At 73.2% G+C, this 25,484-nt stretch carries 32 protein-coding genes; 14 read left to right on the top strand and 18 right to left on the bottom strand.

The annotated features are described in order from the left end of the window. Positions 1-21: 21 nt before the first annotated feature. Genes Air01nite_RS16615 through Air01nite_RS16605 form a run of 3 tightly spaced genes read left to right on the top strand, consistent with a single transcriptional unit; the run spans position 22 to position 2,572 of the window. On the top strand, positions 22-897 hold the full coding sequence (locus Air01nite_RS16615) for a PhzF family phenazine biosynthesis protein (protein WP_203703323.1): 876 nt from the start codon (positions 22-24) through the stop codon (positions 895-897). Between the two features lie 47 nt (positions 898-944). Then, positions 945-1,277, top strand: coding sequence for a PadR family transcriptional regulator (locus Air01nite_RS16610; protein WP_203703424.1), 333 nt, complete (start codon positions 945-947; stop codon positions 1,275-1,277). Continuing rightward, positions 1,274-2,572, top strand: a complete 1,299-nt coding sequence (locus Air01nite_RS16605) for a hypothetical protein (protein WP_203703321.1) — start codon at positions 1,274-1,276, stop codon at positions 2,570-2,572. Before Air01nite_RS16610 ends, Air01nite_RS16605 begins: the two co-directional genes overlap by 4 nt. On the opposite strand, the gene Air01nite_RS16600 is transcribed toward Air01nite_RS16605, so the two are convergent. After that, complete coding sequence (locus tag Air01nite_RS16600) at positions 2,569-3,066, bottom strand: hypothetical protein (protein ID WP_203703319.1); 498 nt, start codon at positions 3,064-3,066, stop codon at positions 2,569-2,571. The two genes, Air01nite_RS16605 and Air01nite_RS16600, sit on opposite strands and share 4 nt — an antisense overlap. Beyond that, positions 3,063-3,782, bottom strand: coding sequence for an HAD family hydrolase (locus Air01nite_RS16595; RefSeq protein WP_203703318.1), 720 nt, complete (start codon positions 3,780-3,782; stop codon positions 3,063-3,065). The genes Air01nite_RS16600 and Air01nite_RS16595 overlap by 4 nt, the downstream gene beginning before the upstream one ends. 94 nt (positions 3,783-3,876) lie before the next feature. Between Air01nite_RS16595 and Air01nite_RS16590 the strand changes: the two genes are divergently transcribed. Then, positions 3,877-4,812, top strand: a complete 936-nt coding sequence (locus tag Air01nite_RS16590; RefSeq protein WP_203703423.1) for a DMT family transporter — start codon at positions 3,877-3,879, stop codon at positions 4,810-4,812. Here Air01nite_RS16590 and Air01nite_RS16585 read toward each other — a convergent pair. After that, positions 4,809-5,624: an SDR family NAD(P)-dependent oxidoreductase gene (locus tag Air01nite_RS16585; protein ID WP_203703316.1), complete on the bottom strand. Its 816-nt coding sequence runs from the start codon at positions 5,622-5,624 to the stop codon at positions 4,809-4,811. The genes Air01nite_RS16590 and Air01nite_RS16585 overlap by 4 nt on opposite strands. 77 nt (positions 5,625-5,701) lie before the next feature. On the opposite strand from Air01nite_RS16585, the gene Air01nite_RS16580 reads away from it, so the two are divergent. Together Air01nite_RS16580 and Air01nite_RS16575 are read left to right on the top strand one after the other, a co-directional pair. Then, positions 5,702-6,643, top strand: a complete 942-nt coding sequence (locus Air01nite_RS16580) for an HpcH/HpaI aldolase/citrate lyase family protein (RefSeq protein ID WP_203703314.1) — start codon at positions 5,702-5,704, stop codon at positions 6,641-6,643. A gap of 62 nt (positions 6,644-6,705) precedes the next feature. Beyond that, entirely contained in the window at positions 6,706-7,500 is a 795-nt protein-coding gene (locus Air01nite_RS16575; protein ID WP_203703312.1) for an SDR family NAD(P)-dependent oxidoreductase, read from the top strand. On the opposite strand, the gene Air01nite_RS16570 is transcribed toward Air01nite_RS16575, so the two are convergent. Then, positions 7,497-8,030 (bottom strand): DUF4190 domain-containing protein, encoded by a 534-nt coding sequence (locus Air01nite_RS16570; protein ID WP_203703311.1) that lies wholly within the window; start codon positions 8,028-8,030, stop codon positions 7,497-7,499. The two genes, Air01nite_RS16575 and Air01nite_RS16570, sit on opposite strands and share 4 nt — an antisense overlap. A 93-nt stretch (positions 8,031-8,123) precedes the next feature. Here Air01nite_RS16570 and Air01nite_RS16565 point away from each other — a divergent pair, with 93 nt between their 5' ends. Together Air01nite_RS16565 and Air01nite_RS16560 are read left to right on the top strand one after the other, a co-directional pair. Next, positions 8,124-9,320 carry an acyl-CoA dehydrogenase family protein gene (locus tag Air01nite_RS16565; RefSeq protein WP_203703309.1) on the top strand — a complete coding sequence of 399 codons (1,197 nt, stop codon included), beginning with the start codon at positions 8,124-8,126 and terminating at the stop codon, positions 9,318-9,320. A gap of 9 nt (positions 9,321-9,329) precedes the next feature. Beyond that, positions 9,330-10,553: an MFS transporter gene (locus Air01nite_RS16560; protein WP_203703307.1), complete on the top strand. Its 1,224-nt coding sequence runs from the start codon at positions 9,330-9,332 to the stop codon at positions 10,551-10,553. Here the strand turns inward: Air01nite_RS16560 and Air01nite_RS16555 are convergent. The 4 genes from Air01nite_RS16555 to Air01nite_RS16540 all read right to left on the bottom strand — a co-directional run bounded on the left by Air01nite_RS16555 (position 10,494) and on the right by Air01nite_RS16540 (position 13,264). Next, complete coding sequence (locus Air01nite_RS16555) at positions 10,494-11,399, bottom strand: GNAT family N-acetyltransferase (protein ID WP_203703306.1); 906 nt, start codon at positions 11,397-11,399, stop codon at positions 10,494-10,496. The two genes, Air01nite_RS16560 and Air01nite_RS16555, sit on opposite strands and share 60 nt — an antisense overlap. A 155-nt stretch (positions 11,400-11,554) precedes the next feature. After that, the gene (locus tag Air01nite_RS16550) at positions 11,555-11,959 is read right to left on the bottom strand and encodes a CoA-binding protein (protein WP_203703305.1); all 405 of its coding nucleotides are present in this window, start codon (positions 11,957-11,959) and stop codon (positions 11,555-11,557) included. A gap of 10 nt (positions 11,960-11,969) precedes the next feature. Then, positions 11,970-12,773, bottom strand: a complete 804-nt coding sequence (locus Air01nite_RS16545; RefSeq protein ID WP_203703304.1) for a hypothetical protein — start codon at positions 12,771-12,773, stop codon at positions 11,970-11,972. A gap of 29 nt (positions 12,774-12,802) precedes the next feature. Beyond that, positions 12,803-13,264, bottom strand: a complete 462-nt coding sequence (locus Air01nite_RS16540) for a septum formation initiator (protein WP_203703303.1) — start codon at positions 13,262-13,264, stop codon at positions 12,803-12,805. 103 nt (positions 13,265-13,367) lie between these two features. On the opposite strand from Air01nite_RS16540, the gene Air01nite_RS16535 reads away from it, so the two are divergent. The 6 genes from Air01nite_RS16535 (at position 13,368) to Air01nite_RS16510 (ending at position 17,867) form a co-directional block, all read left to right on the top strand. Further along, on the top strand, positions 13,368-14,060 hold the full coding sequence (locus tag Air01nite_RS16535; protein WP_203703422.1) for a response regulator transcription factor: 693 nt from the start codon (positions 13,368-13,370) through the stop codon (positions 14,058-14,060). Further along, the gene (locus tag Air01nite_RS16530; protein ID WP_203703302.1) at positions 14,057-15,310 is read left to right on the top strand and encodes a sensor histidine kinase; all 1,254 of its coding nucleotides are present in this window, start codon (positions 14,057-14,059) and stop codon (positions 15,308-15,310) included. Before Air01nite_RS16535 ends, Air01nite_RS16530 begins: the two co-directional genes overlap by 4 nt. A gap of 74 nt (positions 15,311-15,384) precedes the next feature. Beyond that, entirely contained in the window at positions 15,385-15,855 is a 471-nt protein-coding gene (locus Air01nite_RS16525) for a PepSY domain-containing protein (protein ID WP_203703301.1), read from the top strand. Between the two features lie 54 nt (positions 15,856-15,909). After that, positions 15,910-16,821, top strand: a complete 912-nt coding sequence (locus Air01nite_RS16520; RefSeq protein WP_203703300.1) for an ornithine cyclodeaminase family protein — start codon at positions 15,910-15,912, stop codon at positions 16,819-16,821. 12 nt (positions 16,822-16,833) lie between these two features. Then, positions 16,834-17,295 (top strand): hypothetical protein, encoded by a 462-nt coding sequence (locus Air01nite_RS16515; protein WP_203703299.1) that lies wholly within the window; start codon positions 16,834-16,836, stop codon positions 17,293-17,295. Between the two features lie 2 nt (positions 17,296-17,297). Beyond that, positions 17,298-17,867: a nucleotidyltransferase family protein gene (locus tag Air01nite_RS16510; protein WP_203703297.1), complete on the top strand. Its 570-nt coding sequence runs from the start codon at positions 17,298-17,300 to the stop codon at positions 17,865-17,867. An 85-nt stretch (positions 17,868-17,952) separates the two neighbouring features. Here the strand turns inward: Air01nite_RS16510 and Air01nite_RS16505 are convergent, their stop codons facing one another. From Air01nite_RS16505 to Air01nite_RS16460, 10 genes are all read right to left on the bottom strand, one after another. Next, the gene (locus tag Air01nite_RS16505; protein ID WP_203703420.1) at positions 17,953-18,759 is read right to left on the bottom strand and encodes a RecB family exonuclease; all 807 of its coding nucleotides are present in this window, start codon (positions 18,757-18,759) and stop codon (positions 17,953-17,955) included. A 114-nt stretch (positions 18,760-18,873) separates the two neighbouring features. Next, positions 18,874-19,485 (bottom strand): MarC family protein, encoded by a 612-nt coding sequence (locus Air01nite_RS16500; RefSeq protein ID WP_203703296.1) that lies wholly within the window; start codon positions 19,483-19,485, stop codon positions 18,874-18,876. Between the two features lie 29 nt (positions 19,486-19,514). After that, positions 19,515-20,372, bottom strand: a complete 858-nt coding sequence (locus Air01nite_RS16495) for a PHP domain-containing protein (protein ID WP_203703295.1) — start codon at positions 20,370-20,372, stop codon at positions 19,515-19,517. A gap of 77 nt (positions 20,373-20,449) precedes the next feature. Further along, positions 20,450-21,616: a hypothetical protein gene (locus Air01nite_RS16490; protein ID WP_203703294.1), complete on the bottom strand. Its 1,167-nt coding sequence runs from the start codon at positions 21,614-21,616 to the stop codon at positions 20,450-20,452. Next, entirely contained in the window at positions 21,616-22,263 is a 648-nt protein-coding gene (locus Air01nite_RS16485; RefSeq protein WP_203703293.1) for a SigE family RNA polymerase sigma factor, read from the bottom strand. Before Air01nite_RS16485 ends, Air01nite_RS16490 begins: the two co-directional genes overlap by 1 nt. Before the next feature lie 105 nt (positions 22,264-22,368). Beyond that, the gene (locus Air01nite_RS16480) at positions 22,369-23,214 is read right to left on the bottom strand and encodes a PH domain-containing protein (protein WP_203703292.1); all 846 of its coding nucleotides are present in this window, start codon (positions 23,212-23,214) and stop codon (positions 22,369-22,371) included. A gap of 15 nt (positions 23,215-23,229) precedes the next feature. Next, positions 23,230-23,388 carry a hypothetical protein gene (locus tag Air01nite_RS16475; RefSeq protein ID WP_170215836.1) on the bottom strand — a complete coding sequence of 53 codons (159 nt, stop codon included), beginning with the start codon at positions 23,386-23,388 and terminating at the stop codon, positions 23,230-23,232. Between the two features lie 118 nt (positions 23,389-23,506). Further along, positions 23,507-24,199, bottom strand: a complete 693-nt coding sequence (locus Air01nite_RS16470; RefSeq protein ID WP_308439969.1) for a DUF6758 family protein — start codon at positions 24,197-24,199, stop codon at positions 23,507-23,509. Positions 24,200-24,259: 60 nt separating this feature from the next. Further along, a complete protein-coding gene (locus Air01nite_RS16465) occupies positions 24,260-24,883 on the bottom strand; it encodes a TrmH family RNA methyltransferase (RefSeq protein ID WP_239090749.1) in 624 nt (207 codons plus the stop codon). A gap of 15 nt (positions 24,884-24,898) precedes the next feature. After that, a complete protein-coding gene (locus tag Air01nite_RS16460) occupies positions 24,899-25,390 on the bottom strand; it encodes a hypothetical protein (RefSeq protein ID WP_203703285.1) in 492 nt (163 codons plus the stop codon). Positions 25,391-25,484 lie beyond the last annotated feature (94 nt).

Raw genomic sequence — 25,484 nt, 5'->3', positions numbered from 1 at the left:
TAATTCCCTAGGCTGAAGCGCATGTCTACCGTCGCGTACGAGATCGTCGACGTCTTCACCGACCGGCCGTTCACCGGCAACCCGCTCGCCGTGGTCTTCGGCGGCGAGGAGCTGGCGGCGACCCAGATGCAGGCGCTGGCCCGCGAGTTCAACCTGTCGGAGACGGTCTTCGTGCTGCCGCCGTCACCGGGTGCCCAGGCCACCTACCGGGCGCGGATCTTCACGCCCAACAGCGAGCTGCCGTTCGCGGGACACCCCAGCGTCGGCGCGGCGGTGACCGCGGCCGGTCGTGGGCTGTTCGCGGCGGGCGAGGTCGTGCAGGAGTGCGGCGCGGGTCTGCTTCCGGTGGTGGTGTCCGGTTCGACCGCGACGCTGACCGGCGGCGCCGCGACGGTCGGCGAGCCGCTGGACCCGGGCCCGCTGCTGGCCGCCGTGAGCCTGACCGCCGAGGACCTCGACCCCGCCGCGCCACCCCGCGTGGCCGGCTGTGGCCTGGAGTTTCCCTATCTGCCGGTACGCGCGGACGCGGTGGCCCGGGCGCGGGTCGACAGCGCGGCCGCCCGCGGCGTGGTGGCCGACAGCATCGACGTGTTCGCCTGGGACCCGGCGTCCCGCACCGCCCACGCCCGCGTCTTCGCGCCCGGGCTGTCGGTGCCGGAGGACCCGGCGACCGGCTCGGCCGCGCTCGGCCTCGGCGTCTGGCTGGTCACCGGCGGCCTGCTCGCCGCCGACGGGGAGAGCGGCTACGTCGTGCACCAGGGCACCGAGCTGCACCGCCCGTCGGTGCTGGACTGCGTGGTGACCGCCGCCGGCGGCGCGGTGACCAGGGCCCGGGTCACCGGCAACGTGGTGCCGATCGCCCGCGGCGAGATGGCGGTGCCACCCTTCGTCGGATAGTACGACTGGCGGTATATGCAGATGGTCGGTAGCATCGGCGCATGGCGATGCAGGAGCCGACCTTCTTCATCCTCACCGCGCTGGCCGAGCAGCCGCTGCACGGCTACGGCGTGATCCGTGCCGTCGCCGACCTGTCCGGCGGCCGGGTCACGCTGCGGGCGGGCACCCTCTACGCCGCGCTCGACCGGCTCACCGAGGAGGGCCTGCTCGTCGTCGACCGTGAGGAGGCCGTCGACGGGCGGCTTCGCCGCTACTACCGGCTCACCGACGACGGCGCCGGCGCGCTGTCCGCCGAGGTCGACCGGCTGCGGGCCAACGCCGCCATGGCCGCCGCCCGGCTGCGGCGGACCACCCGGCTCGCGTTCGGGGCGGGGCGGTGACCCCGCTCGAGCGCCGCTACCGCCGCCTGCTGCTGGCCTACCCGCGCGCCTACCGGCGGGCCCGCGGCGACGAGTTGCTGACCACGCTGCTGGAAGGCGCTCCGCCCGACCGGACGCACCCACCGGCCGGTGAGGCGTGGGACCTGGTGCGGGGCGGGCTGCGGCAGCGCTTCGGGCCGCCGCACGGTCGCCGCTACACCGTCCTGGCCCTGCTCGGCGCGGCGGCGGCCGCCTATGTCGCGCTGGGCGTGGCGGTCCAGTTCGCGGCCGACCGCGACCCCGGCGACGTCGCACTGCCGGCCGCGGTCTCGCTGATGCCGCCCGACGTCATGTCCGCGGGCCGCGCCAGCCGCACGTGGACGTCGATCGGCGGCCCGACCCAGGTGGACGTCACCTACGCACCCGGCTCTCGGCCGGTGCCCGACTTGGTCGCCGACCTGCGCTCCCACGCGTTGGCCGAGGGCTGGGCGGCGGTGGCGGCGACCGGCTCGGGGATCACCCTCGAACGCGGCGGCCAGACCATGGTCGTCACCGTGGGCTCCGGTCCGACGGAGTTCGGCGTGAGCGCGTTCCTCGACGTCCGCTACCCGGTCCCGGCGGCCCTCCTGCCGGCCGGCGCCGCCGCGCTCCTCCTGGGCGGGCTGACCGGCTGGCTGGTCACCACGTGGACGCTGCGCCGCTTCCGTGCGCTGGAGCCGACGGGCCGGCTGGCCATCGCGCTGACCGGCGTCCCGGCCCTCCTGCTCATCGCGGCGGCGGCCGTCGGCTGGGTCGCCAACTCCCGGGGCAGCACGCAGACGACGATCTTCTCCGCCGGTCTCCCCGAGCGGCTCGGCCTCCTGTGCACGGCGGCGACGCTGGGTCTCGCGGCGGTCCTGCCCACCCGGCGGTTCGCGCCCGGCCGCACCCCGGTCGACCCGGTCCGGGTGGGCGCGCGCGTCGTCGCCGTCGCCCACCTCGCGTTCGGCGTCGCCATGGCGACCGTCCTGGTCACCTTCACGACGCGCATGCTGACCGCCGGCGCCGACCGGGCGGCGATGCTCAGCGGCGCGCACGATCCGAAGGAGGTCCTGTCGCTGCCGGTGTTCGTGCCCGTCGCGCTGCTCTACTACACCGGGTTGCTGCTCTCACCACTGCTGCTGACGGCGTCTGTGCCGCTGCTGGTGACCGGCCGCCGGCGCGTCGGCCGGGTCGCCTGGCACCTGCTCCTGGTCGCCGCCGTCTCGGCCGTGGTCCTGCCGGCCCTGATGCTCACGCCCTACGGCGGCGACGCGGCGAGGTGGTGGCTCGACTAGCGTTTGCCGCGCACCTTGTGCAGGCGGAACGGCTTGCGGGTCGGCCGGGCCGCGGGCGTCTCGCGGGGCGGCTCGGCGAGGCTGGCGTCGGGCAGGTCGGGCCGGGTGACCACCGCGCCGTCCGCGGCCGGGCTCAGGCAGCTCAGCGTGCAGTCCATCGCCCAGCGCTCGACCAACTGCTCGGTGGGGCCCGGTGCGTTGAGCCGCTTGCCGCCGACCTGCGGCGCGACCGTGTTCCACTCGTCGTCGCCGGGCTGCACCCGGCGCACGTCGGCCGTCCAGGTGACGATCCGGCCGCCGTGGTCGCCGCGCAGGGTCACCTCGGCGGTGGTCGCGCCGGCCAGCCCGGGCAGCCGCTGCTCGCCGATGCCGCTGATCACGTAGAGCGCGCCTTCGATCGGCACGCACCAGAGCCCGCGCGGCTGGCCGCCGTCGACGGACACCCAGGCCACGGCCGCCTTCTTGATCGCCTCTTCCACCACCGGGTCGGTCACCCCCTCATCCTGCCCGGCACCGGGGCGTGCTGGCCATGGTCGACCTCGTCGAGCACGCCGACGAGCCCGTCCACCGCGCAGCCGGACCAGCCCTCGTCGGCCGCGAAGACCAGGTGGTCGGCGAGGTCGGGGGAAGCCAGCCGGACGGCGGTCATGCCGACCTCGGCCGCGCCGGTCAGCTCGTGGCTGCCGCCGTCGCCGACATAGAGGCACTCCTCGGGCGCCACCCGCAGCCGCTGGCAGGCGGCCAGGTAGATGCTCGGGTCCGGCTTGCAGACCCCCTCCTCGACGGAGAACACGGCCGTGTCGAGCAGCGGCGCGATCGGCAGGCCCGGCAGCAGCGCGGGCAGCTCGTGGGTGCAGTCACTGACCACGGCGGTACGCAGCCCGCGCAGCCGCAGCGCCCACAGCACCGGGACGGCCTCGTCCCGCAGTTCCGTGTCGTGCCGGACGGCGCGGACCCGGCAAGCCAGCGCTGCCCGCACCGCCTCGTCGGATGGGTCGGCGCCGGCCCGGGCGGCGATCCAGCGCAGGTTGTCCTCGGCGGAGCCGAGGTCGCCGCTGGCGCGGCGGTAGTAGGAGGCGTCCAGCAGAGCGATCATCACCTGGGGATCGCATCCCAGGATGCGGGCGGTCTCGAGGTGCTCGGGACCTCGTTTGACAGGCCGGGTCAGAGTGCCGAAGAAGTCGAACACAACCGCGCGTAATGCGGGCACCGGGGCAGCCTATCGACGCGCACCGCCCCGCCCTATCGGCTGATCGACTGACAGTAGTCGGATAAACGCAGGTTGTGATTTGTGAGGATGGTTCATCGTGCACCGCCCTGCCCTCGACCCGGCCGCCACCACGGCGCTGGTCGTCGCCGTCCTCGCCGTCTCCACCTCCGGTCCGCTGATCGCCTTCGCCACCGCGGCGCCGGCGCTGGCCATCGCGTTCTGGCGCAACGCGCTGGCCGTCGGCGTGCTCGGCCCGATCTCGCTGATCGCCCGCCGCGGCGAGTACGCCGCCCTGGCCCGCCGCGAGGGCCTGTTCTGCGTGGCGGCCGGCGTGGCCCTCGCCGCGCACTTCGCGGCCTGGATGCCGAGCATCCGGTTCACCACCGTGGCCGCGTCCACCGCGCTGGTGGCCACCCAGCCGGTCTGGCAGGGGCTGATCTCGGTCGCACAGGGCCGCAAGCTGCGCACGGTGACCTGGGCCGGCATCGGCGTCGCGGTGTTGGGTGCGGTGCTGGCCACCGGCGCGGACTTCGGCGTCTCGTCCCGCGCCGTGCTGGGCGACCTGCTGGCGGTGCTCGGCGCGGTGATGGCGGCCGCGTACACGGCGCTCGGTGAGCGGGCCCGGGTCACCCTGAGCACCACCACGTACACGACGATCTGTTATTCGGTCTGCGCGGTGCTGCTGCTGGTCATCTGCCTGGCCTCGGGGCAGTCGCTGTCCGGCTACCCGGGCACGACCTGGTTGGCCATCCTCGGCCTGGTGGCCGGCGCCCAACTGCTCGGGCACACGATGTTCAACTACGCGCTGCGCCGGGTCTCGGCCACCACGATCAGCGTGCTGATCCTGCTCGAGGTGCCGGGCGCGGCGCTGATCGCCTGGCTCTGGCTCGACCAGGTGCCGCGGACCGCCTCGCTGCCCGGCCTCGCCCTGCTGCTCGTCGGCGTCGCGATCGTGGTGCTCGGCGGAGCACAGGCGAGCCGCCGCGAACGCGAGCGCGCCCTGGCCGCCGAGGTCGCCGTCGCGCCCTAGGAGATCGCCTGCTCGCTAGCCTTCCAGAGGGCCGCGGCCAGGGCCGGGTCGGTGGCCTTGGCGCCGAGTCGGCGCGGCTTCAAGTCGTAGTAGTAGGCGCCGTTGACCAGCAGCGCCGGGTCAGCGGTGGCCAGCCAGACCAGCGTCTCGGCGCCCTTCTCCGGGCCGCGCAGCAGCGGCGTGTGCTTCATGCCCCAGGCGATCAGCCGGTTTTCGTTGTAGAACCGGGTGCGCACCGCGCCCGGGTGATAGGAGAACGACAGCATCCCCGGCCACTGCCGGGCCGCCTCGGCGGCGAACAGGATGTTGGCCTGCTTGCTCGTGCCGTACGCCCGCAGCGGGATGTAGCCGTCCAGCGGCCGGTTGAGGTCGCGCGGGTCCAGGTTGCCCCAGCGGTGCGCGCCCGACGCGGTCACCACCATCCGCCCGAGCCGGTCGTGCAACAGCACGGTGAGCAGGAAGCTGGCCAGGTGGTTGGCCTGGATGGTCAGCTCGTAGCCGTCCACGGTGGTCGCCGGGTGCAGCACGATCGCGCCCGCGTTGTTGGCCAGCACGTCGATCCGGTCGTACGCCGCGCGAAGCTGCTCGGCGAGCCCCCGCACGTCGTCGAGCGCGCCGAAGTCGGCGCGGAAGGAGGCCGGCAGCGTGCCGGCGGCGTCGCGCACCTCGGCCGCGGCCGCGGCCAGCCGGGCGGGGTCGCGTCCGACGAGGACGACCTGGTCACCGCGGCGGGCCAGGGCCACGGCGGCGGACAACCCGATCCCGGAACTGGCCCCGGTGATCACTGCGACTCGCCCGGTGACTTCTTCCACTGCTTGGTTCTCCTCGGTCGTCGCGCGAGGTTACCGTTTGGTCAGGGCCTAACTGTAACGATCGTGAGGAGCCGTCGATGGCCGCTGCGGGACGCCCACGCCGGTCCTGTTTGGCCGTACCCGGTTCCAGCCTGAAGATGCTCGACAAGGCCCGGGGACTCCCGGCCGACCAGGTCTTCCTCGATCTCGAGGACGCGGTCGCGCCGCTGGCCAAGCCGGAGGCCCGCAAGAACGTGGTCGCGGCGCTCAACGAGGGCGACTGGGGCGACCGCATCCGGGTCGTACGCGTCAACGACCTGACGACGGAGTGGACCTACCGCGACGTGGTCGAGGTGGTCGAGGGCGCCGGATCCAACCTGGACTGCGTGATGCTGCCCAAGGTGCAGTCCGCGGCCCACGTGGAGTGGCTCGACCTCACCCTCACCCAGATCGAGAAGGCGATCGGGCTGCCGGTCGGCGGCATCGGCATCGAGGCGCAGATCGAGAACGCGGCCGGCCTGGTCAACGTGGACGCGATCGCGACCGCGTCGCCCCGCGTCGAGACGATCATCTTCGGCCCGGCCGACTTCATGGCCTCGATCAACATGCGGTCGCTGGTGGTCGGCGGGCTGATCCCCGACTACCCGGGCGACCCCTACCACTACATCCTGATGCGCCTGCTGATGGCCGCGCGGATGCACGACAAGCAGGCCATCGACGGGCCGTTCCTGCAGATCCGCGACGTCGAGGGGTTCCGCGCGGTGGCGAAGCGGTCGGCCGCGCTCGGCTTCGACGGCAAGTGGGTGCTGCATCCCGGGCAGATCGACGCGGCCAACGAGATCTACGCGCCGACCCAGGAAGACTACGACCGCGCCGAGCAGATCCTCGACGCGTACGCGCACGCCACCTCGGAGGCCGGCGGCAAGCTGGGCGCGGTGATGCTCGGCGACGAGATGATCGACGAGGCGTCACGGAAGATGGCGCTGGTCATCGCGGCGAAGGGCCGCGCGGCCGGGCTGACCCGCACGCCGCCCGGCTAGGCCGGTCCCCCGAGGCGGGGGTCTCGTTGCTCGGGTTGCGGGGACCGGGCAGGATCTCCCGCATGGGAATCGACACGGAGCATGACGACGGGTTGACCACCGTTCGCCTCGACGGGAAGGTCGCTCTGGTCACCGGGGCCGGCAGCCCCGACGGCATCGGGTACGCGACCGCGCGCCGCCTGCTGCAGCTCGGCGCCAAGGTGGCCATCGTGTCGACCACCCGGCGCATCCACGACCGGGCCACCGAGCTGGGCGCCACGGGCTTCGTCGCCGACCTGACCGACGAGGCCGAGGTCGGCGCGCTGGCCGACGCCGTGGCCGAGCAGCTCGGCGACGTCGAGGTGCTGGTCAACAACGCCGGCCTGACCAGCCGGGCGAACCCGGAGGTGCTGCGGCCGGTCGCCCAGCTCACCTTCGACGAGTGGCGCTCCGAGATCGACCGCAACCTGAGCACCGCGTTCCTGTGCAGCCGGGCGTTCATCGGCGGCATGGCCGAGCGCGGCTGGGGCCGGATCGTCAACCTGTCGGCGACCGCCGGCCCCGTCAACGCGCTGCCGACCGAGGCCGCGTACGCCGCGGGCAAGGCCGGGGTGATCGGCCTGACCCGGGCGCTGGCCATGGAGATGGTGGCCGACGGGGTGACCGTCAACGCGGTCGCGCCGGGCACCATCTACACCGCCGCGTCCACGGTCACCGAGCTCAAGCAGGGCCTCGGCACGCCGATCGGGCGGCCGGGCACCCCTGACGAGGTGGCCGCCGCGATCGCGTTCCTGTGCTCACCGGCCGCGTCGTACATCACCGGGCAGATGCTGGTGGTCGACGGCGGCAACAGCGTGCGCGAAGCGCACTACAGCTAGTAACCCGTTGAGCCCGAGCTCGTGCTGTCGATCGTGGCGCCGAGCCAGCCCAGGCCGATCGCGCCGCAGCAGAACAGCACGTACATGGCCGTGAGCACGTAGCCGACCACCAGGCCGGCAGTGGCCAGGCCGCCGCCCTCCTCGCCGGAGGTCTGCAGCTGCTTCTTGGCCATGTGGCCGAGCACGATGCCCGCGGGCGGCACCAGGATGCCGAGCACCAGCGCCAGGATCGCCATGGTGTTGGTGCCCCGGGCCGGCGCGTAGCCGTAGGGCTGGGGCTGGTAGCCACCGCCGTAGGCCTGCTGCCCGTACTGGGCGTACGGATCCGGCTGGCCGTAGGGGCTCGGCTGGCCGTACGGGTTGGGCTGGCCATATGGGTTGGGCTGGCCATATGGGTTGGGCTGGACCGAGGTCGGATCCGGCTGCCCCGAGGTGGGCGGCTGGTAGGCCGGCGGCCCGGACTGCTGCGGGTCGTAGGGCTGCCCCGGCTGGTACGGATCGGGCTGGTTTCCAGGGGGTGGGTAGCTCATCGTCGCCTTTCCCGAGTTGTCCCCGGCACGATACTGAACGCGAGGAGACCATTCACGCCCCGATCCCCGTCATGACGAGGGAAGATGTCAACCATGGCGCGCCTGGCCCAGACACCTGGCCTCACCGACGTGCAGACGTCGATCCTGGAGACCGTCCGGGAGTTCGTCGACAAAGAGATCATTCCGCACGCACCGCGGCTGGAGCGGGCCGACGAGTACCCGGCCGACATCGTCGACGGCATGCGGGAGATGGGGCTTTTCGGGCTGACGATCGACGAGGAGCACGGCGGCCTCGGTGAGTCGCTCCTGACGTACGCCCTCGTGGTCGAAGAGCTGTCGCGCGGCTGGATGTCGATCTCCGGGATCGTGAACACCCACTTCATCGTCGCCTACCTGGTCGCGCACCACGGCTCGCCGGAGCAGCGGGCGGCGCTGCTGCCGCGGCTGGCGACCGGCGAGATCCGCGGCGCGTTCTCGATGTCGGAGCCCGGCTGCGGGTCCGACGTGGCGGCGATCAGGTCGACCGCCCGCCGCGACCGCACCGGCTACGTCCTCGACGGGCAGAAGATGTGGCTGACCAACGGCGCCTACTCGTCGGTGGTGGCCACGCTGGTCAAGACCGACAACGGCGCCGAGAGTGTCTACGGCAACATGACCTGCTTCCTGCTGGAGAAGGAGCCCGGCTTCGGCGAGACCGCACCCGGCCTGACCATCCCCGGCAAGATCGCCAAGATGGGCTACAAGGGCGTCGAGACCACGGAGATGGTGCTCGACGGCGTCGCGGTGCCCGACTCGGCCGTCCTCGGTGGCCCTGAGCAGGTCGGTCGCGGCTTCTACCAGATGATGGACGGCATCGAGGTCGGTCGTGTCAACGTCGCCGCGCGCGCCTGCGGCATCTCGATCAGAGCTTTCGAGCTCGCCATCGCGTACGCACAGCAGCGGCACACGTTCGGCGAGCCGCTGGCCGGGCACCAGGCGATCGCGTTCAAGCTCGCCGAGATGGCCACGAAGATCGAGGCCGCGCACCAGATGATGGTCAACGCGGCCCGGCTCAAGGACTCCGGCGCCCGCAACGACGTCGAGGCCGGCATGGCCAAGCTGCTGGCCTCGGAATATTGCGCCGAGATCGTGCAGGAGGCGTTCCGGATCCACGGCGGCTACGGCTACTCGACCGAGTACGAGATCGAGCGGCTGATGCGCGAGGCACCGTTCCTGCTGATCGGCGAGGGCACCTCGGAGATCCAAAAAACGATCATCTCGCGGGGTCTGCTCAAGGAGTACCGCCTCTAGGGTGAAGGCGTGCCCCTGCGCAAGGACCGGAACTTCGTCCTCTTCTGGGTGCTGCAGACGGTCTCGGTCGCGGGTGACTCGCTGACCACCCTCGCGGTGCCCGTGCTGGTGCTCCAGCACACCGGCTCGGTCTTCCAGATGGGCCTGGTCACGGGCACGGTCGGCGTCGCCTGGCTGGTCTCCGGCGTGCTGTCCGGGTCGATCGTGGACCGCCTCGACCGCCGCACCGTGATGATCGCCTGTGATGTGGCCCGGGCCGTCCTCTACGCGCTGGTCCCGCTGGTCTGGCTGGCCGCGCCGCACGTCTGGGTGCTCTACCTGGCGATGCCGCTGGGCGCCGCGGCCGGCATGCTCTACCAGGTCGGCTACATCACCGCGGTGCCGGCGCTGGTCGACCGCGACCAGATCACGCACGCCAACGGCCTGCTCTCGGCGTCGTTCGCGGCGGCGAGCGTGACCGGGCCGGTGATCGCCGCCGGGCTGTTCGCGGTGCTCGACCCGGCCTGGGTGATCGGCGTCGACGCGGTCACGTTCGGCTTGTCGGCCGTCGCCATGTCGTTCGTCAAGCTCCGGCCCCGGGAGGGCAGTTCGGAGCGCGAGTCGCCGATCCGCGGGTTCCTCACCGGCGCCCGGTTCCTCTGGCGGCAGCCGGCGCTGCGCACGCTCACGGTGCTGCTGTGCGGGGTCGTCTTCGTGACGTACTCCCTGGACGATTTGCTGATCTTCCGCCTGCGGGAGGACCTCGGCCAAGGCGCCGGCGCGGTCGGCGTGGTGTTCGCGATCGGCGCCGCGGGCACGATCGTGGCGGGTTCGGTGGTCGCGATGCTGCGCCGCCGGCTGGGCTTCGGCGCCTGCTGGATCGGCGCGTACGCGCTGAGCGGGGTGGCCCTGGCAAGCGCCGGCAGCGCGCCCGTGGTGCCGGTGCTCGCCGGGCTCCTCGCGGTGATCATGTTCTGCCAGGGCGTGGCCGGCACGTGCTCGATGTCGCTGCGCCAGGAGATCACCCCGGACCACCTGCTCGGCCGGGTCACCTCGGCGTTCTGGACCATCCACTACCTGCCGGGCCCGATCGGCGCACCGCTGGTCACGTTCGCCGCGGCGCGCGCCGGCGTCCCGGCGGTGACCCTTGTGCTGGGCCTGTGTCTCGCCGCGATCGCCGTGATCGCGGCGTTCTCACCCCTGCGGGCCCGGACCTTCGCCCTGCACCGCCCGGCGCATGGTGAAGCTCTGTAGGCGGGTCGCGTAGCCCAGGTGCGTGTTGAGCCGGCGCATGTCGGCGTTGCCCTGCTGGGTCCAGGTGTAGACCTCGGTGAGCCCGGTGGCGGCGGCATGGGCGAGCGCGATCCGCTTGAGGTAGGCGGCGACGCCCCGGCCGCGCCAGTCACGGCGGACCACGGTCAGCGCGTTCTCGGCGCGGTGCGGGTTGTCGTGGTCGAGGATCAGCCCGGCGAGCCCGACCAACTCGCCACCGGCCAGGGCCAGGAACATCGCCGCGGGGTCGTCGATCCAGCTCGTCCGCCACTCGTCGACAGTCGCGTGCATCGGGGCGATCAGCGCCATGTCCTCGAACGCCTGCGCGGCGAGCACGTCGTAGGCGACGTCCCACAGCTCGGGCCGCTGCGCGACGGTCACGACCTCGACGTCGGCCCGCGGCGGTGGCGGGTGCTCGGCGCCGATCGCGCGCACCTGCTCGACCTGGCGGTCGACCTCGGCGAAGCCGTGCCGCTCGGCGAAGGCCTTCGAACCCTCCTCGTCGGCGTGCCCGAGCACGTGCCCGACCCCGAGCGTGGCGGCGTGCGCCCACAGGTGCGCCAGCACCCGGCTGCCGATGCCCTGCCGGCGGAACTCGGGCAACACCCGCGGCGTGACGGTGGCCGCGCCCTGGATGCTGGACCGGTCGGCGGCGCCACTGCCGATCAGCTTGCCGTCGCGTTCGACCACCAGCACCAGCGAGTCACGGGTCAGCGACGCCCGCATCTCGGCGATGGTGGGCGCCCGCTCGTAGGGGATGACCGCCATCCGCACCTGCCGGACGAGGTTGAAGTCGCCGTCGTCGCTGGCCCGCCGCACCGTCAACATGCGCGGACGTTAACCCGCCGCCCGTAGCTTCGCGACCGCATTTGCTCTGCATCCATATACGCACCGCAGCTCAGCGCGGGTGGTGCGTATATGGATGCAGAGCAAAGCCTGCGAACACGCCGCTGGGAAGGGGCGGTTCTCCAGGCGGGAAAGCGTCAGGCGCGGGAGAGGTTGCCGACGGCGCGTTCGACCGCGATGCAGCGGTTCTCGACGTAGTCGAGGCCGGCATCGGTGGCCAGCTTGCGGGCCTCGTCGGAGACGATGCCGAGTTGCAGCCAGACGGCCGGCGCGCCGGCGGCGATCGCGTCGCGGACCACGTCGGGGGCGTCGTGCGCCGGGCGGAAGACGTTGACCAGGTCGACCGGGAACGGGATCTCGGCGACCGAGCGGTAGACCGGCTCGCCGAACAGCTCGTCGGCGTGGGGGTTGACCGGGATGATCCGCCAGCCGTGGCGCTGGATCTGGAGGGGGACGGAGTGTGCGGCCTTTCGGGGGTCGCGCGACGCGCCGACCACCGCGATCACTCGGGCGTCGGCGAGAAGTTGCTGGGCATCACGCATGCGATCGACTTTATCTCCGGTGCGCGGCGCCCGACCGTTCGGCGGCCGGGGCCGTGGCCTGCCGCACCACCGGTGCCGCGGGTCCGGCCGGCAGCGCGGGTGGTGCGCCGCCGTCGCGGAGGCGCCGGGACAGCCGCTCCAGCTCGGCCGGGCGGCCGATCGAGGCGCGGTGCTCCGGGTGGGCCACGTAGTAGCGGATCGCGTCCGCCAGGAACCAGGGGTGGATGTCGAGCACGTCGATCGGCACGTCCAGGCGCGTCCGGCGCTCGCTCGGCGGGCGTACCAGATAGGAAGGGCCGAGAAACAGCTCGAGCCGCTGGGTACGCAGCCGCGGCGCCCACGGCGTGCCCGGCCTGATCGCCGACCAGGGCACGTCGACGCGGTGCAGCCGGCCCGGCACCCGCAGCCCTTCGGCGCTCAGCTCCACCGTCGTCGGCACCAGCAGCGCGCGGGCCAGCAGTGCGGCGGCGAGCAGGCCGAACAGCACCGAGAGGAGGCCGTCGAGCAGGCCACCGCCGGCGTTGAGCCGGTCGACGGCCAGCGCCGCCTGCGAGGTCAACACCAGCACGAACGCGGCGGTCTCGATCGTGCGCCGGCGGTTGGTCGGCGCGACGAACGTGTCGCCGCGGACCTGGAAGCTGGCGGGCCCCGCCGGGCGCCACCCGATCAGTGCGACCAGCGCGCCGACACCGGCCACCGTCGGGCCGAGGTGCAGCAGGAGGTCGAGCACCAGCACCGGGATGTCGAAAGCGATCGCGGCCGCTCCCCAGACCACGCCGAGGGCGGCGGCGCCGAGCAGCCATCGCTGGTGCATCGGTCGAGCCTACCGGGCATCGGTAACCGTCAGTCGTCGTGCCCGACCCGTACCGGCTGATCGCCCTCGCACCGGATCTTGATTTCGGAATGGTCGCCGCCGGTTCTCTCGAACTTCACCTCGACCTCGTCGTCGGGGCCGTCGTCGCGGTCACGCACCCGGTAGCCGTCCGCCGCCCGCCACGTCACGATCGAGGCCAGCCCGCCGTCGCAGCGGGCCGTGACGAGGCCGCCCGCGATGTTGAACGTCCGCAGCTGTCCGCCGGCGGTGGGGCGCGGGCTCGTCGTCGGGCCTGGCGTCGCGGTGGCGGGCGCCGGCGTGCCGCTGGCCGCGGCGGCCAGGTCGCGGGCCACGTCGGCCTGGCTGCGCACGCCACCCGGCGTGCCGGTGAGGCTGTCGCCGACCAGGCGCACGGCGCCGATGCCGGCCAGCGTCGCGACGACCACGACGGCCAGCCAGCCGAGCACGGCGAGACTCCGGCGGGACAGCATCACCCGACTATGCACCGCCGCCCGCTAAGAGCGGCACTGCCCGACGCTAAGAGCGGGTTAAGGGCGGCGGCCGGCCGGGCTCGGGGGAGATACGGTGCGAGCTGTGCCGCGCCTGCTGCTCATCGAGGACGATCCGGCGATCCGCACGCCGCTGCTGCGGGCGCTGCGCGATCGCGGGCACGCCGTGGCGGCGGCGACCACCGCGATGGACGGCCTGCGCGCGGCCCTCGACGAGCGGCCGGACCTGGTCGTGCTCGATCTCGGGCTGCCCGACGTCGACGGCGGTGAGCTGCTGCGGATGCTGCGGGCGGTGAGCCGCGTGCCGGTGATCGTGGCGACCGCCCGGGACGACGAGACCGAGATCGTCCGGGTGCTCGACGCGGGCGCCGACGACTACGTGGTCAAGCCGTTCACCGCGGCCCAGCTCGACGCCCGGGTGCGGGCGGTGCTGCGCCGCGCCGGGTCACCCGCCGCGGCCGACGAGACCGTCGTCGTCGGCGGCCTGGAGATCGACCCCAAGTCACACGGGGTACGTCTCGACGGTGCGCCGGTCGAGCTGACACCGCGCGAGTTCGACCTGCTGCACCACCTGGCGACCCGGCGGGGCGAGGTGGTGACCAAGCGGGAGCTGTTGACCGAGGTCTGGCAGATCCCGTACGGCGGCGCCGACAAGACCGTCGACGTGCACCTGTCGTGGCTGCGCCGCAAGCTCGGTGAGACGGCAGCGGAGCCGCGCTACCTGCACACCGTCCGTGGCGTGGGTGTCCGCCTGGCCGCGCCCGGTGACCCGCCGTGAGGTGGCGGCTGACGCTGCTGGTCGCGGCGACCACGACGCTGACGCTGATCGCGTTCCTGGTGCCGTTGGCGCTGCTGCTGCGGGGCGTGGCCGAGGACCGGGCGACCGGGCGGGCGACGGCCGACGTGCAGGGCATCGTCGCGGTGGTCGGCGTCGGCGACCGGGCCGAGATCGCGCTGACCGTCGACCAGTTGGTGGCGTCGGGGCGGCCCGTCACGGTCTTCCTGCCGGACGGCGGCGCACCGCTGGGGGAGCCGGTCGCGCGCACGCCGGCGGTCGAGCTGGCCGCCACCGGCACGAGCCTCACCGCGTCGCTGGACGGCGGGCGGGAGATCGTGATCGGCGTGGGCCGGGTGTCCGGCGGCACCGCGGTCATCCGCACGGTCGTACCCGAGGCCGATCTGCGTGCCGGTGTGACCCGGGCCTGGCTGGTGCTCGCGGCGCTCGGCCTGCTGCTGGTGCTGCTCGGGCTGGTCGTCGCGGACCGGCTGGCGCGCAGCCTGGTGCGGCCGATCGACGACCTGTCGGCGGTCTCGCACCGGCTCGCCCGCGCGGAGCTCGGTGCCCGGGCGGCCGTCCCGGCCGGGCCGCCGGAGCTGCGTGAGGTGGCCGGGGCGCTCAACCACCTGGCCGAGCGGATCCAGGTGCTGCTGCGCGAGGAGCGGGAGCAGGTGGCCGACCTGTCGCACCGGTTGCGTACGCCGTTGACCGCGCTGCGCCTCGAGGCCGAGTCGGTGCGCGACCCGGACGACCGTTCGCGGGTGGCCGCCGGCGTCGACGCGCTGGAACGCGCGGTGACCGGGTTGATCCGGCAGGCGCGGTGGCGCAGCGAACCGAGGGACGCGGCGTCGTGCGACGCGGCCGCGGTGGTGCGGGACCGCGTGGAGTTCTGGTCGGTGCTGGCCGAGGACACCGGTCGGGAGTTGCGGCTCTCGTTGGCCGACGGGCCGCTGCCGGTCGCGGTGGCCGCCGACGAGCTGGCCGCGGCGGTGGACGCCCTGCTCGGCAACGTGTTCGCGCACACGCCGGACGGGACGCCGTTCGCGGTGTCGCTGTCGGCCGACGGGGTGCTGGTGGTCTCGGACGCCGGTCCCGGGCTGGCCGACGCGGCGGTGTCGCGCGGGGTGAGCCAGGGCGCCGGCACCGGTCTGGGGCTGGACATCGCGCGCCGGGCGGCCGGCGGCGCTTTGGAGATCTCGGACAATCCGGGTGGTGGCGCGGTCGTGACGCTGGTCTTAACGCGTCCTTAGTGGTCGCACAGCGCGCCGCTATCTCCGGTCGGACGAACCTCGTTCGTATCACCCCGATACGGAGGTCAGGATCGATGAAGCGCACAGCAGTGATCATCACGGTGGCCGGGATGGCGGCGCTGGCCGTCACGGGTACGGCGCTGGCCGCGGCACAGAGCGACGGACCGAGCCCGCGGACGGGCATCGGCAGCACGGTGGACGAGCCCACTGTGGCGCCGACCGATGACCGGACCGTCGACCCGACCGCCGAGCCCACGCCGGATGACTCGCCGACCAGCACGCGGCCGCCGCTGGCCGGCGGGATCGGCTCGGACGAGGCCCGCCGGATCGCACTGGACCGGGTCGGCGGCGGCACGGTGACGGAGATCGAGTCGGAGCTGGAGCACGGCTTCGCCACCTGGAAGGTGGAGATCGTTGGGGGCGGTGTCGAGCACGACATCTACGTCGACCGCGCGACCGGCACGATCATCAAGGCCGACCGCGACGAGCGCGGCGGCCACGGCTCCGACGACCGCGGCGGCGACGACCACGGCGGCCGGCGCTGAGACCTGCCCACGACTGATCGCCACCCCGCCGCGGGTGGCGATCAGACTGTTCCGGTGACCCTGCTCCTCGGGCGGCGCGACATCGCCGCCGCCGTCGACGTCGACACCGTGCTGGGCCTGCTGGCCGCCGGCTTCCGCGCACCCGTCACCGACCCGGCGCCACAGCGGATCAGGACCGACCTGCCCGGTCCCGGCACGGCGACCTGCCTAATCCCGGGCCTGCTGCCGGACGTGCCGGCGTACACGGTGAAGGTCAACGCGAAGTTCCCGGCCGCGTCGCCGGCCCTGCGCGGGGTGGTCTGCCTGCACGCCCTCGCCGACGGTGAGCTGCTCGCGCTGCTGGACTCGGCGTCCGTGACGGCGTGGCGCACCGGTCTGGCGGCCGCGCTGGCGACGCACACGCTGGCCCCGCCCGGTGCCCCCACGCTCGGCTTCGTCGGCGCGGGTGCGCAGGCCGCGACCACGCTGGCCGGCCTGCGCCACCTGCGCCAGTGGTCCCGAACCGTGGCGACCGACCTGGAACCGGCTCGCGCGGCGGCCCTGCCGGCCGCGGTCGTGCCGGATGCCCGCGCGGTCGCCGCGGCGGCGGACGTGGTCGTGCTGTCCACCTGGTCCCGCACGCCGCTGCTCGACCTCGCCGACGTCCGCCCGGGCCAACACCTGACCTCGCTAGGCGCGGACGAGCCCGGCAAGCGGGAGCTCGCGACGGACCTGCTGGCCGCCAGCCGCCTGATCGTCGACGACCTAGGCTTGGCGCTCGCGGGCGGCGCGCTGGGCACCTCGGGTCTGTCCGCCGCCGGCACCCTGGGCGAGGTCCTGCGCGGCGAGCTGCCGGCCACGGCCCCGACGCGACCGAGCGTCTACACCCCCGTCGGCCTGCCGTGGCAGGACCTGGCGCTGAGCTGGGCGGTCTATCAGCAGGCGATCCACACCGGCGCGGGCACCCGGGTGGACCTGCTCTCCTGAGAAGCTGTGTGAATGTCCTACGTGATCGAGGCGGCGCTCGGCCGGGCCGAGGTGTTGCGCGCCGCCGTGCGTGATCAGCCGATCGCGGTGGTCGTACTCCTGCCACACGAGCTGGCGATGGTGCCGATGACCGACGCGCTCCTCGACGCGCTGGCGGGCGAGCCGGTGCTGGGTTTCGAGAAGCTGCCCGCCGGTTTCGCAGACGTCCTGGCCAGCTGCTCGGCGACGGGCCCGGTCGGCTACGTCGAAGCAGACTTCTTCGGCGGCACCGGAACCCAACGGGCGGCCCTGTGGGCGGGCGGCGCGCTCGCCGCCGGGCCGTTGTCGCTGGACGAGGACGAGCCGTTCGGCCCGGACGGCAGCCCGATCTCGCAGATCCTGCGGCGGCTGGGCGTCCCACCCCAACGTGGCCGGGACGAGTTCGACGCGGTCGGCCTGGGCCGCCACCGCTGGACCGCCGACTGGGCCGGCTGAGCATGGACACGGCCGACCTCGCCGGGCTCGTGCGCGCCTGCCCGTGGTTGATGGCAGCGCTGGCCGCGGTGCGGGCGTCCCGGTTGCCGGAGGCGTGGATCGGCGCCGGCGTGCTCCGGGACCTGGTCTGGGACGAGCGCTACGGCGCCGGCTTCGACCCGGCTCGGGTGCGTGACGTCGACGTGGCCTTCTTCGACGCGGCCGACCTCAGCCGCGACCGGGACCAGTCGGCGACCGCGCTGCTGACCGGCCTCCTGCCGGCGGTGCCGTGGGAGGCCACCAACCAGGCTGCGGTGCACACCTGGTACGCGGACCATTTCGGCGGCGCCGCCGTGCCCCCGCTGACCAGCGTCGCGGACGCGGTCGCCACCTGGCCCGAGACCGCGACCAGCGTCGCCGTCCGCCTGACCGACCGCGTCGAGGTGTGCGCCCCGCTCGGCGTGGCGGACCTGCTCGGCGGCGTCTGGCGGCCCAACCCCCGGCGGATCACGGTCGAGCGCTCGCGCGAACGCCTGGCCCGCCAGCGCCCCGCGACCCGTTGGCCGGGCGTGCGTGTGGCCGACGCGGTCTAGGGCCGGTCCTGCCGATCAACGCGGCCTGCGACGGGCCCAGCCGCCGTCTGGCGGCGTCCCGGGATCACCGAGACACGACAAGGCCCTAGAAGCGCTCGATGGCGGCCCACTGGTCCTTGGTGGGGACCTCGGCGCCCGCCGGGCAGGAGCGTTTGAAGTCGCACCAGCCGCACATCGGGCCCGGTGTCGTCGGGAACGCCTCGTCGGGGTCGGCGCCCGCGGCGACCGCCTTTTCCGCGTCGACGATGTCGCGGGCCGTGTCTTCCGCGCGGGCGACCTGCCGGGCCAGCGACGCCTCGGTGTGGTCGTGCGCCGCGATCGTGCCGGACGGCAGGTGGTGCAGCTCGACCCGCTTGCACGGCCGCCGGAACACCCGCTCGGCCGCGTAGGCGTAGAGGGCAAGCGCCTGGGAGCCGCGGGCGTCGTCGCTGTCGAGGCCTGTGCGGCCGGTCTTGTAGTCGACGATCGCCAGCTCGTCGCCGCGGGCGTCGATGCGGTCGGCGCGGCCGTTGAAGGCCAGCACCGCCGTCTTGACCGCGACCACCCGCTCGACGCCGACCGGCTCGGCGGCCGGGTCGAGGCCGCCGACATAACCCTCGAGCCAGTCGAGGGCGCGCCGGTAGGCGGCGCGCTCCTGCTCGTCGTCGCGGTAGCCCTCGCGGACCCAGGTGCCCTTCAGCAACGCCGGCAGCGCGTCGCGGGTGCGGCGCTCCGGGGGCAGCGCGAACCAGCCGCGAAGCGCCGTGTGCACGCTCGCGCCCAGCGAGTTGTGCGCCCACGGCGGGCCCTTGGGCGGCGTCGGGCGGTCGACGTAGGAGTAGCGGTAGCGCCGCGGGCAGTCGGTGTAGGTGCCGAGCTTGCTGGGCGTGCAGACGAACAGCCGCTCGGGCATGCCGGCGAAACCGAGCTGCTCGACGCGGGGCGCCGGCGCCCGGCCGCCGGTGGATGAGGAGGTCGACCTGCGCACGGGAGAATCCTCCCAGACGGGTACGACAACCCCGTACCCTCACCCCGCCCGGTAGGAGTCCACGAACGCGAACACCGCGTCGGCGATCAGCTGCACGGCGATCGCGGCCAGCAGCAGACCGGCGATCCGGGTCAGCACCTCGATGCCGCCGGGGCGCAGGACCTTGACGACCAGGCCGGAGTAGCGCAGCACCAGCCAGACCGCCAGCATCGCGACGACGATGCCCACGTAGACGGCGACGTAGTCGGCCGGGCCGGACGAGCGCTGCACGAACAGCATCGTCGCCACGATCGCGCCCGGGCCGGCGAGCAGCGGGGTGCCCAGCGGCACCAGCGCGATGTTCGTCGTCGAGTGCGCCGTCGGGTCGTCGGCCTTCCCGGTCAGCAGCTCCAGCGCGATCATGATCAGCAGCAGGCCGCCGGCGCCCTGCAGCGCCGGTAGGTCGACGTGCAGGTACTCCAGCAGGCTCTGGCCGGCCACGCCGAACAGCACGATCACGCCGAGCGCCAGGCACACTGCCTGCCAGGCCGCGCGGTGGCGGGCGCGGTCCGTCATCGTGCCGGTCATCGCGACGAAGATCGGCACCATGCCCGGCGGGTCCATGATCACCAGCAGGGTGACAAGCACCTCGCCGAACACCTTGAGATCCACGCGAGCACGGTATGCGAAGGACCCTCGGATCAGCCAAGCGCGGGCGTCACACCTGAGCTGGCCGCGACCAGGCGTTCGTACACGGAAGGCGCCGTCAGCTCCGCGCCCAGCGCGACGGACTTGTGCGTACCGTGAAAATCGGACGATCCGGTCGCCGCGAGCCCGAGCGATTCCGCGAGGGCCCGCACGTGTGCCCGTTCGGTGGGCGTGTGGTCCGCGTGGTCGACCTCCAGGCCGAACAGCCCGGCCGCGGCGAGCGACACGATCAGGTCGTCGGAGACGATCCGGCCGCGCCGCGTCGCCCGGGGGTGCGCGAACACGGTGACGCCGCCCGCGGCGCGGATCAGCTCGACCGCCTCGAAGACGTCGATCTCGGCCTTGGGTACGCGGTAGCGCCGCCCCAGCCACTCCGGCGCGAACGCCGCGTCCGTCGAGGGGACCAGCCCGGCCGCGATCAACGCCTGCGCGATGTGCGGCCGCCCGACCGTGCCGCCGGCCGCGTAGCCCAGCACGTCGCCCCAGCTCACGTCGTAGCCGTCGGCCCGGAGCTGGTCGACGATCCGCTCCGCCCGGACTTCCCGCGCCGCACGCACGCGTGACAACGTCTCGACCAGCGCCGGCACGGTCGGGTCGAAGAGGTATGCCAGCAGGTGCAGGGAGATCGGCGGGTCGGCGCCGTGCCAGCGGCAGGACAGCTCCGCACCGCGCACGAGGGTCAGGCCCGGCGGTCGGGCCTGCGCGGCGGCGGCCCAGCCGGCCGTCGTGTCGTGGTCGGTGATCGCGACGACGTCGAGCCCGGCGTCAACGGCCGCGGACATCAGCTCGGCGGGGCTCAGCGTGCCGTCGCTCGCGGTCGAGTGGGCGTGGAGGTCGATGCGCGTGTCCATCGCCGCGACGCTATCGCGCTTCTCCCGCGTCCTCAGACGGATGGATGCCCACCGGCATCCATCCGTCTTCCGGTTGATCAGCCGTCGAGAGACCCCAACCGGGGCACCAGTGCCCAGTCGGTGCCGGCCGAAGCGGGCGCCCGGAGGAGCTTGCGTACCCCGTCGGTCTGGCAGCGGACCACACCGCCGTCGTACGGCGCGACGACCGTGCGGGCGTCGAGCCAGATCGGCGAGCGCACGCCGGCCGCCTCGCAGGCCTTCGTCGAGCGGAAGTCCGCCAGCGCGTTGTCGACGCTCAGCAGCGACAGCCGGTCGCCGTCGGGCTGGGCCAGCCAGCCGCCGTCGGGGGAGAGCGTGTGCGTGAGGTCCTCGCCGGGATGGTCGAACCCGCAGATCGTGGTCATGTCGACCGCCATCGCCGTGCCGGCGGGGCGCAGCGCCGCGAGGCAGAGTTGCTGCCCGCCGGCCTTGGCCAGCCCGACGGCGGCGTCGCTGCGGGTGCCGAAGACACCGGATACGGCCTCGTTCCAGGCCGGGTTGGCCGCGCCGGACGCGCCGGCGACCTGCACGAACTCGTAGCCGCGCGTGCCGGCCGCGGTGCCGGCGACCAGCACCCGGTCGCCCAGCACGGCGGTCGGCGCGGAGTCGGCCGGCACGTTGATCACGCCGCGCGCCTGCGCGCCCTCGCGGCTGAGCTCGGCCATCGTGAGCTGGCCGTCGGTCATCACCGCGACCCGCCGGCCGTCCTCGCTGACCGACCAGCGGCTGCCCTCCGGTGCGACCTGCACCGGCGCGCCGTCGACGGGCTGGAGGAAGACGCCGGTCGCGCTGCTGTAGATCCAGCCCGCCGGCACCCGGTAGGCCCGTTCGACGTCGCCGTTGGCGCCCAGGTCGAGCCGGCGGCCGTCGGTGGTCCACAGCAGATCGCCGATCCGCAGGTCGAGGCCGAGGCTGGCCACGTCGTCGGGGTCGATCGAGGCGGTCACCAGCGGCTTCGGCCGGGCCGTCGGGTCGGCCGAGAAGACCGAGTTGTCGTAGCCCGTGCGCGGGGAGCGGAGCAGCTGCCAGCCGAGCACCCCGCCGACCAGCAGCGAGAACGCCAGCAGCGAGGCGATCGAGACGCCCGCCTTCCGCACCCGCTTGGTGCGGCGGGTGCGGTGGATGATCTGGTCGGCGCGGTCGGTCCCGGCCGGGGTCAGCTCGACCTGGTCGTGGAACGCGCGGCGCAGTCTTTCTTCCAGCATCAGCGCCCCTCCACTCCTCCCGCCGGGGCGGGAACGCGGGGGGCGGCGGCGCGCACCGGGCGCGGCGGCGGGGCGGGTGCGGGCGCCTGGCGCGGGATGCGGGAGCGCTCCGCCTGTGCGGCCAGCTCGTCGACCCGGGCCTGCTCGGCGGCGCGCTCGGCACCGAGCCGGCCGCGCAGGGTGCTCAGCGCTCGGGAGGTCTGGCTCTTCACCGTGCCCGTCGAGATGTCGAGGATCGCGGCGGTCTGCGCCTCGGAGAGGTCCTCGTAGAAGCGCAGGACCAGCACCGCGCGCTGCCGCGCGGGCAGCGACTGCACGTGCCGCCACAGCGCGTCGCGTTCGAGCTGCTCGTCGACCCGGTCGGCGACCGCCGGCTCGGGCAGCACCTCGGTCGGGCGTTCACCGTGCCAGCGGCGGCGCCACCAGCTGATCGAGGTGTTGACCAGGACCCGGCGGGCGTACGGCTCGACGGCCTCGATCTCGCCCAACCGCCGCCACGCCAGATAGATCTTGGTGAGCGCCGTCTGCAGCAGGTCTTCGGCGGTGGCCCAGTCACCGGTGAGCAGGTAGGCGGTGCGGAGCAGGGCGGGCGAGCGGGCGGCGACGAACTCGCGGAAGTCGTCTTCGACCGACTGCCTGTCCGTCACCGGACGCCCTCCCTTGGGTTGCGCGTGGGTGAAGGGTGTCACACCCCGCGCGGGGAGGTCTACGGGCGAACGGTTGTGGCCCAGCAGGCGAATCGGTGGTTGTCGTTATGCGCCGTCGTCGGCGCGGGCCTCGTCGGCGTCCTTGCCGAGTCGGGCCTCGACCGCCTGCGGCTCGTACATCTCCTCGACGACCCGGAGGTAGAGCTCGTTGGGGTTCGGCAGGTGCTTGATCTCGCGGAGGGCCTGCTCCTGGCCGGCGGACTCCAGCACGAACGTGCCGTAGTTGAGCGCACGGCCCAATGGGGACTGCTCGTATTTCATGTCGGTGACCCGCAGCAGCGGCATCATCGCGACCCGGCGGGTGATGATGCCACTGACCACCATGACCCGCTTGTTGGTCAGGATGAAGCGGTCGAAGTACCAGTCGCCGACCTTCCACGCGACCCAGCCGAAGATGCCCACCCAGACCAGGATCGCGGCCGTGGTCATGCCGGTGGCCTCCTGCCGGAACAGGAAGCCGGACAGGTAGCCGAGCACGAACGTGGCCAGCACGATCGCGAGCAACGGCGTGCTCAGGTGGATCCAGTGCCGCTTCCACTCGCCCCGGTAGCGCTCGGTCGGGAAGAGGTAGCGGGAGACCAGCGGGGTCGGCTCGTCCTCGAGGGGCAGGACGCGGCGCGGGCCGAGCGGCAGACCCGAGGCGTCGACCTGGAGGCCGGCAAGCTCCTCTTCGGAGATGTCGGTCGCCGTGTAGCCGCCGCGGGGTGGCCGGGTCTCGTGCGCGTAGTCGGCGGACTCGCCGAAACCGGCACTTGGCGCATAGCCGGCGCTCGGCGAGTAGCCCGGGCCGGTGCTGTAGTCCGGGCCCTCGTCGGTGGGCGCGTTGTCACGCGCCCAACGCTCGCGGTCGGACTCGTCGGGGTCAGGAGGTGGCGCGGACGGTCGGTCCATAGGTGACGAAGGCGCCTAGGCGACCAGGCTCGTGAAGAAGTCGCCGAAGCCCTCGGCGACGTCCATGATGCCGCCGCCGATGTTCTTGAAGACATCGGCGGACTCATTAGGACGGAAGGCAATGAAGAAAATGAGGAAGGCGATTCCGCCCCAGGTGAGGATCTTCTTGAGCATTGCGGCCCATCCCCCTCTGCGCGGCGCCGGCAACTTGCCGCGGCAGGACTCAGCGTATCAGTCGTTGCTCTCAGGTTGAACAAACTGCGCACATTCCGCACAAGCGGGAACGCCCCACTCAGGCGAGCCCATGCAGGTACGGAGAAGGAGCACCGTACACGAGTTCCGGCGGCAACCATTCACATAGGTCGCGCAACACGACGTCCTCTGCGAGGACGTAACCGGCGTGTGCTGGCCAAGCTATGGCATAAAGCCACATTCCGCGCGCCTCGCCGACGTACGCGCTGCGGTCGTCGGCGGCCGGGATGGACCACAGTGGAGTTGGGTGCCCATCCACTTTGATCTTGGCATGCGCGTTGCCGGCCTCGCCGGGTGCCGGCTCGGCCCGGGTCAGCTCGCGCACCAGGTCAGGGCCCGGATCCGTGCCGGGCAGGCCGGCCAAGCGGTTGCCGAGGCCCACACCGAGCTCCTCGGCCACGATCACCAGGTCGGCCGGGCCCCCGCCGAGCGGTGCCGGGCCGCTGCAGGCCAGCGCGGCCGCGCGTACGCCCGAATGGTCGTCGCCCGCCCAGGCGACCCCGGTCACCGTCCAGTCGCGCAGCAGGGGCCAGGTGCACCAGAGCGGCACGGCCCCGCGGCCCGGCGGCGTGCCGGCGGCGATCGTGTTGATCACGCTCTTCACGATCTCGGCGTTGTTGTGCTCGGCGACGTGCAGCGGGGGGACGTCACCGCAGGTGTCGCAGCGCCAGTCGGCGCGCATCAGGTCCGGTGGCCGCACCGAGCCACCGCACCGGGGGCAACTCACCGACATGCCCACCCCGCTACCGTCCCCGTGGTACGGGTCGCGAGTCAAGCATTCAGGGAGTTTCGGTCAATCCGGTGGGGGTGGTTCGCCGTACGTCCGGATCCAGGCGTGCATGGCGATGCCGCTGGCGACGCCCGCGTTGATCGACCGGGTCGAGCCGTACTGCGCGATCGAGAAGAGCTGGTCACACGCTTGCCGGGCGGTATCGGAGAGGCCGGGGCCCTCCTGGCCGAACAGCAGCACGCAGCGGCGCGGCAGGACGACGGTCTCCAGCGGGCGTGAGCCGGGCAGGTTGTCGATCCCGATCACCGGCAGCTCCGCGCCGTGCGCCCAGGCCACGAACTCCTCGATCGATGGGTGGTGGCGGACGTGCTGATACCTATCGGTCACCATGGCGCCGCGCCGGTTCCACCGCCGGTTGCCGACGACGTGCACCTCGGCGGCCAGGAACGCGTTGGCGTTGCGCACCACGGTGCCGATGTTGAAGTCGTGCTGCCAGTTCTCGATCGCGACGTGGAAACCGTGCCGGCGCCGGTCGAGGTCGGCCACCACCGCCTCGTGCCGCCAGTAGCGGTAGCGGTCGACGACGTTGCGCCGGTCACCCGCGGCGAGCAGCTCCGGGTCGTACTTCGGGTCGGCCGGCCACGGACCCTCCCACGGGCCGACGCCGACCTCGACCTCTGCTTCCACGCTGGGCAGACTAAGTCAGACCATCCCGAGGGCGTGCCCGAGGTCGGCCAGGAAGCGCCGGTCGCCGGGGCCGAGCTGGCCCACGGCGGGGCCGCGGCCTCCGGTGCAGACCCGCGCGGCGATCGACTGCAGCCACTGCCGGTAGGCGGCGGAGTCGGCCGGGTCGGCGCGGTCGCCCAGGACGCGCAGGGCGTCCCGGCAGTCGTCGAGGAGGTCCCGGCGCGGGCGGTCGGTGCCGCTGGGCAGCCGCTCGGTGTAGACGGCGGCGACCACCGCGCGGACGAGGTCGCTGTCGAAGGCCCGCCCGGCCGCCATCGCCTCCAGCCCCGCGAGCCCGTCGCGGACCGTCCGCCCCGGACTGCCGGCCTGGGTGGCCGCGACGATGACCCGCCCGGGAAGCCGCACCAGCAGCTCCCACTCGCGGGCGGTGAAGACGTCGATCGCGACGTTGGGGAAAGCGTGCGCGGGATATGAGAGCGGATCGCCGGGCGCGGGCTGGCTTGGCATAACGACCTCCCAAGGTCAGCATATGCCGCATTTGGCCCGCTGCGACCAGCCCGTTCCCGGGTCTGTATCGAAGTGGGGACCGGGCTGCGGCGGA

This window comes from Asanoa iriomotensis (assembly GCF_016862515.1).
Taxonomy (GTDB): domain Bacteria; phylum Actinomycetota; class Actinomycetes; order Mycobacteriales; family Micromonosporaceae; genus Asanoa; species Asanoa iriomotensis.
This window is presented reverse-complemented; position numbering and strand designations above follow the sequence as displayed.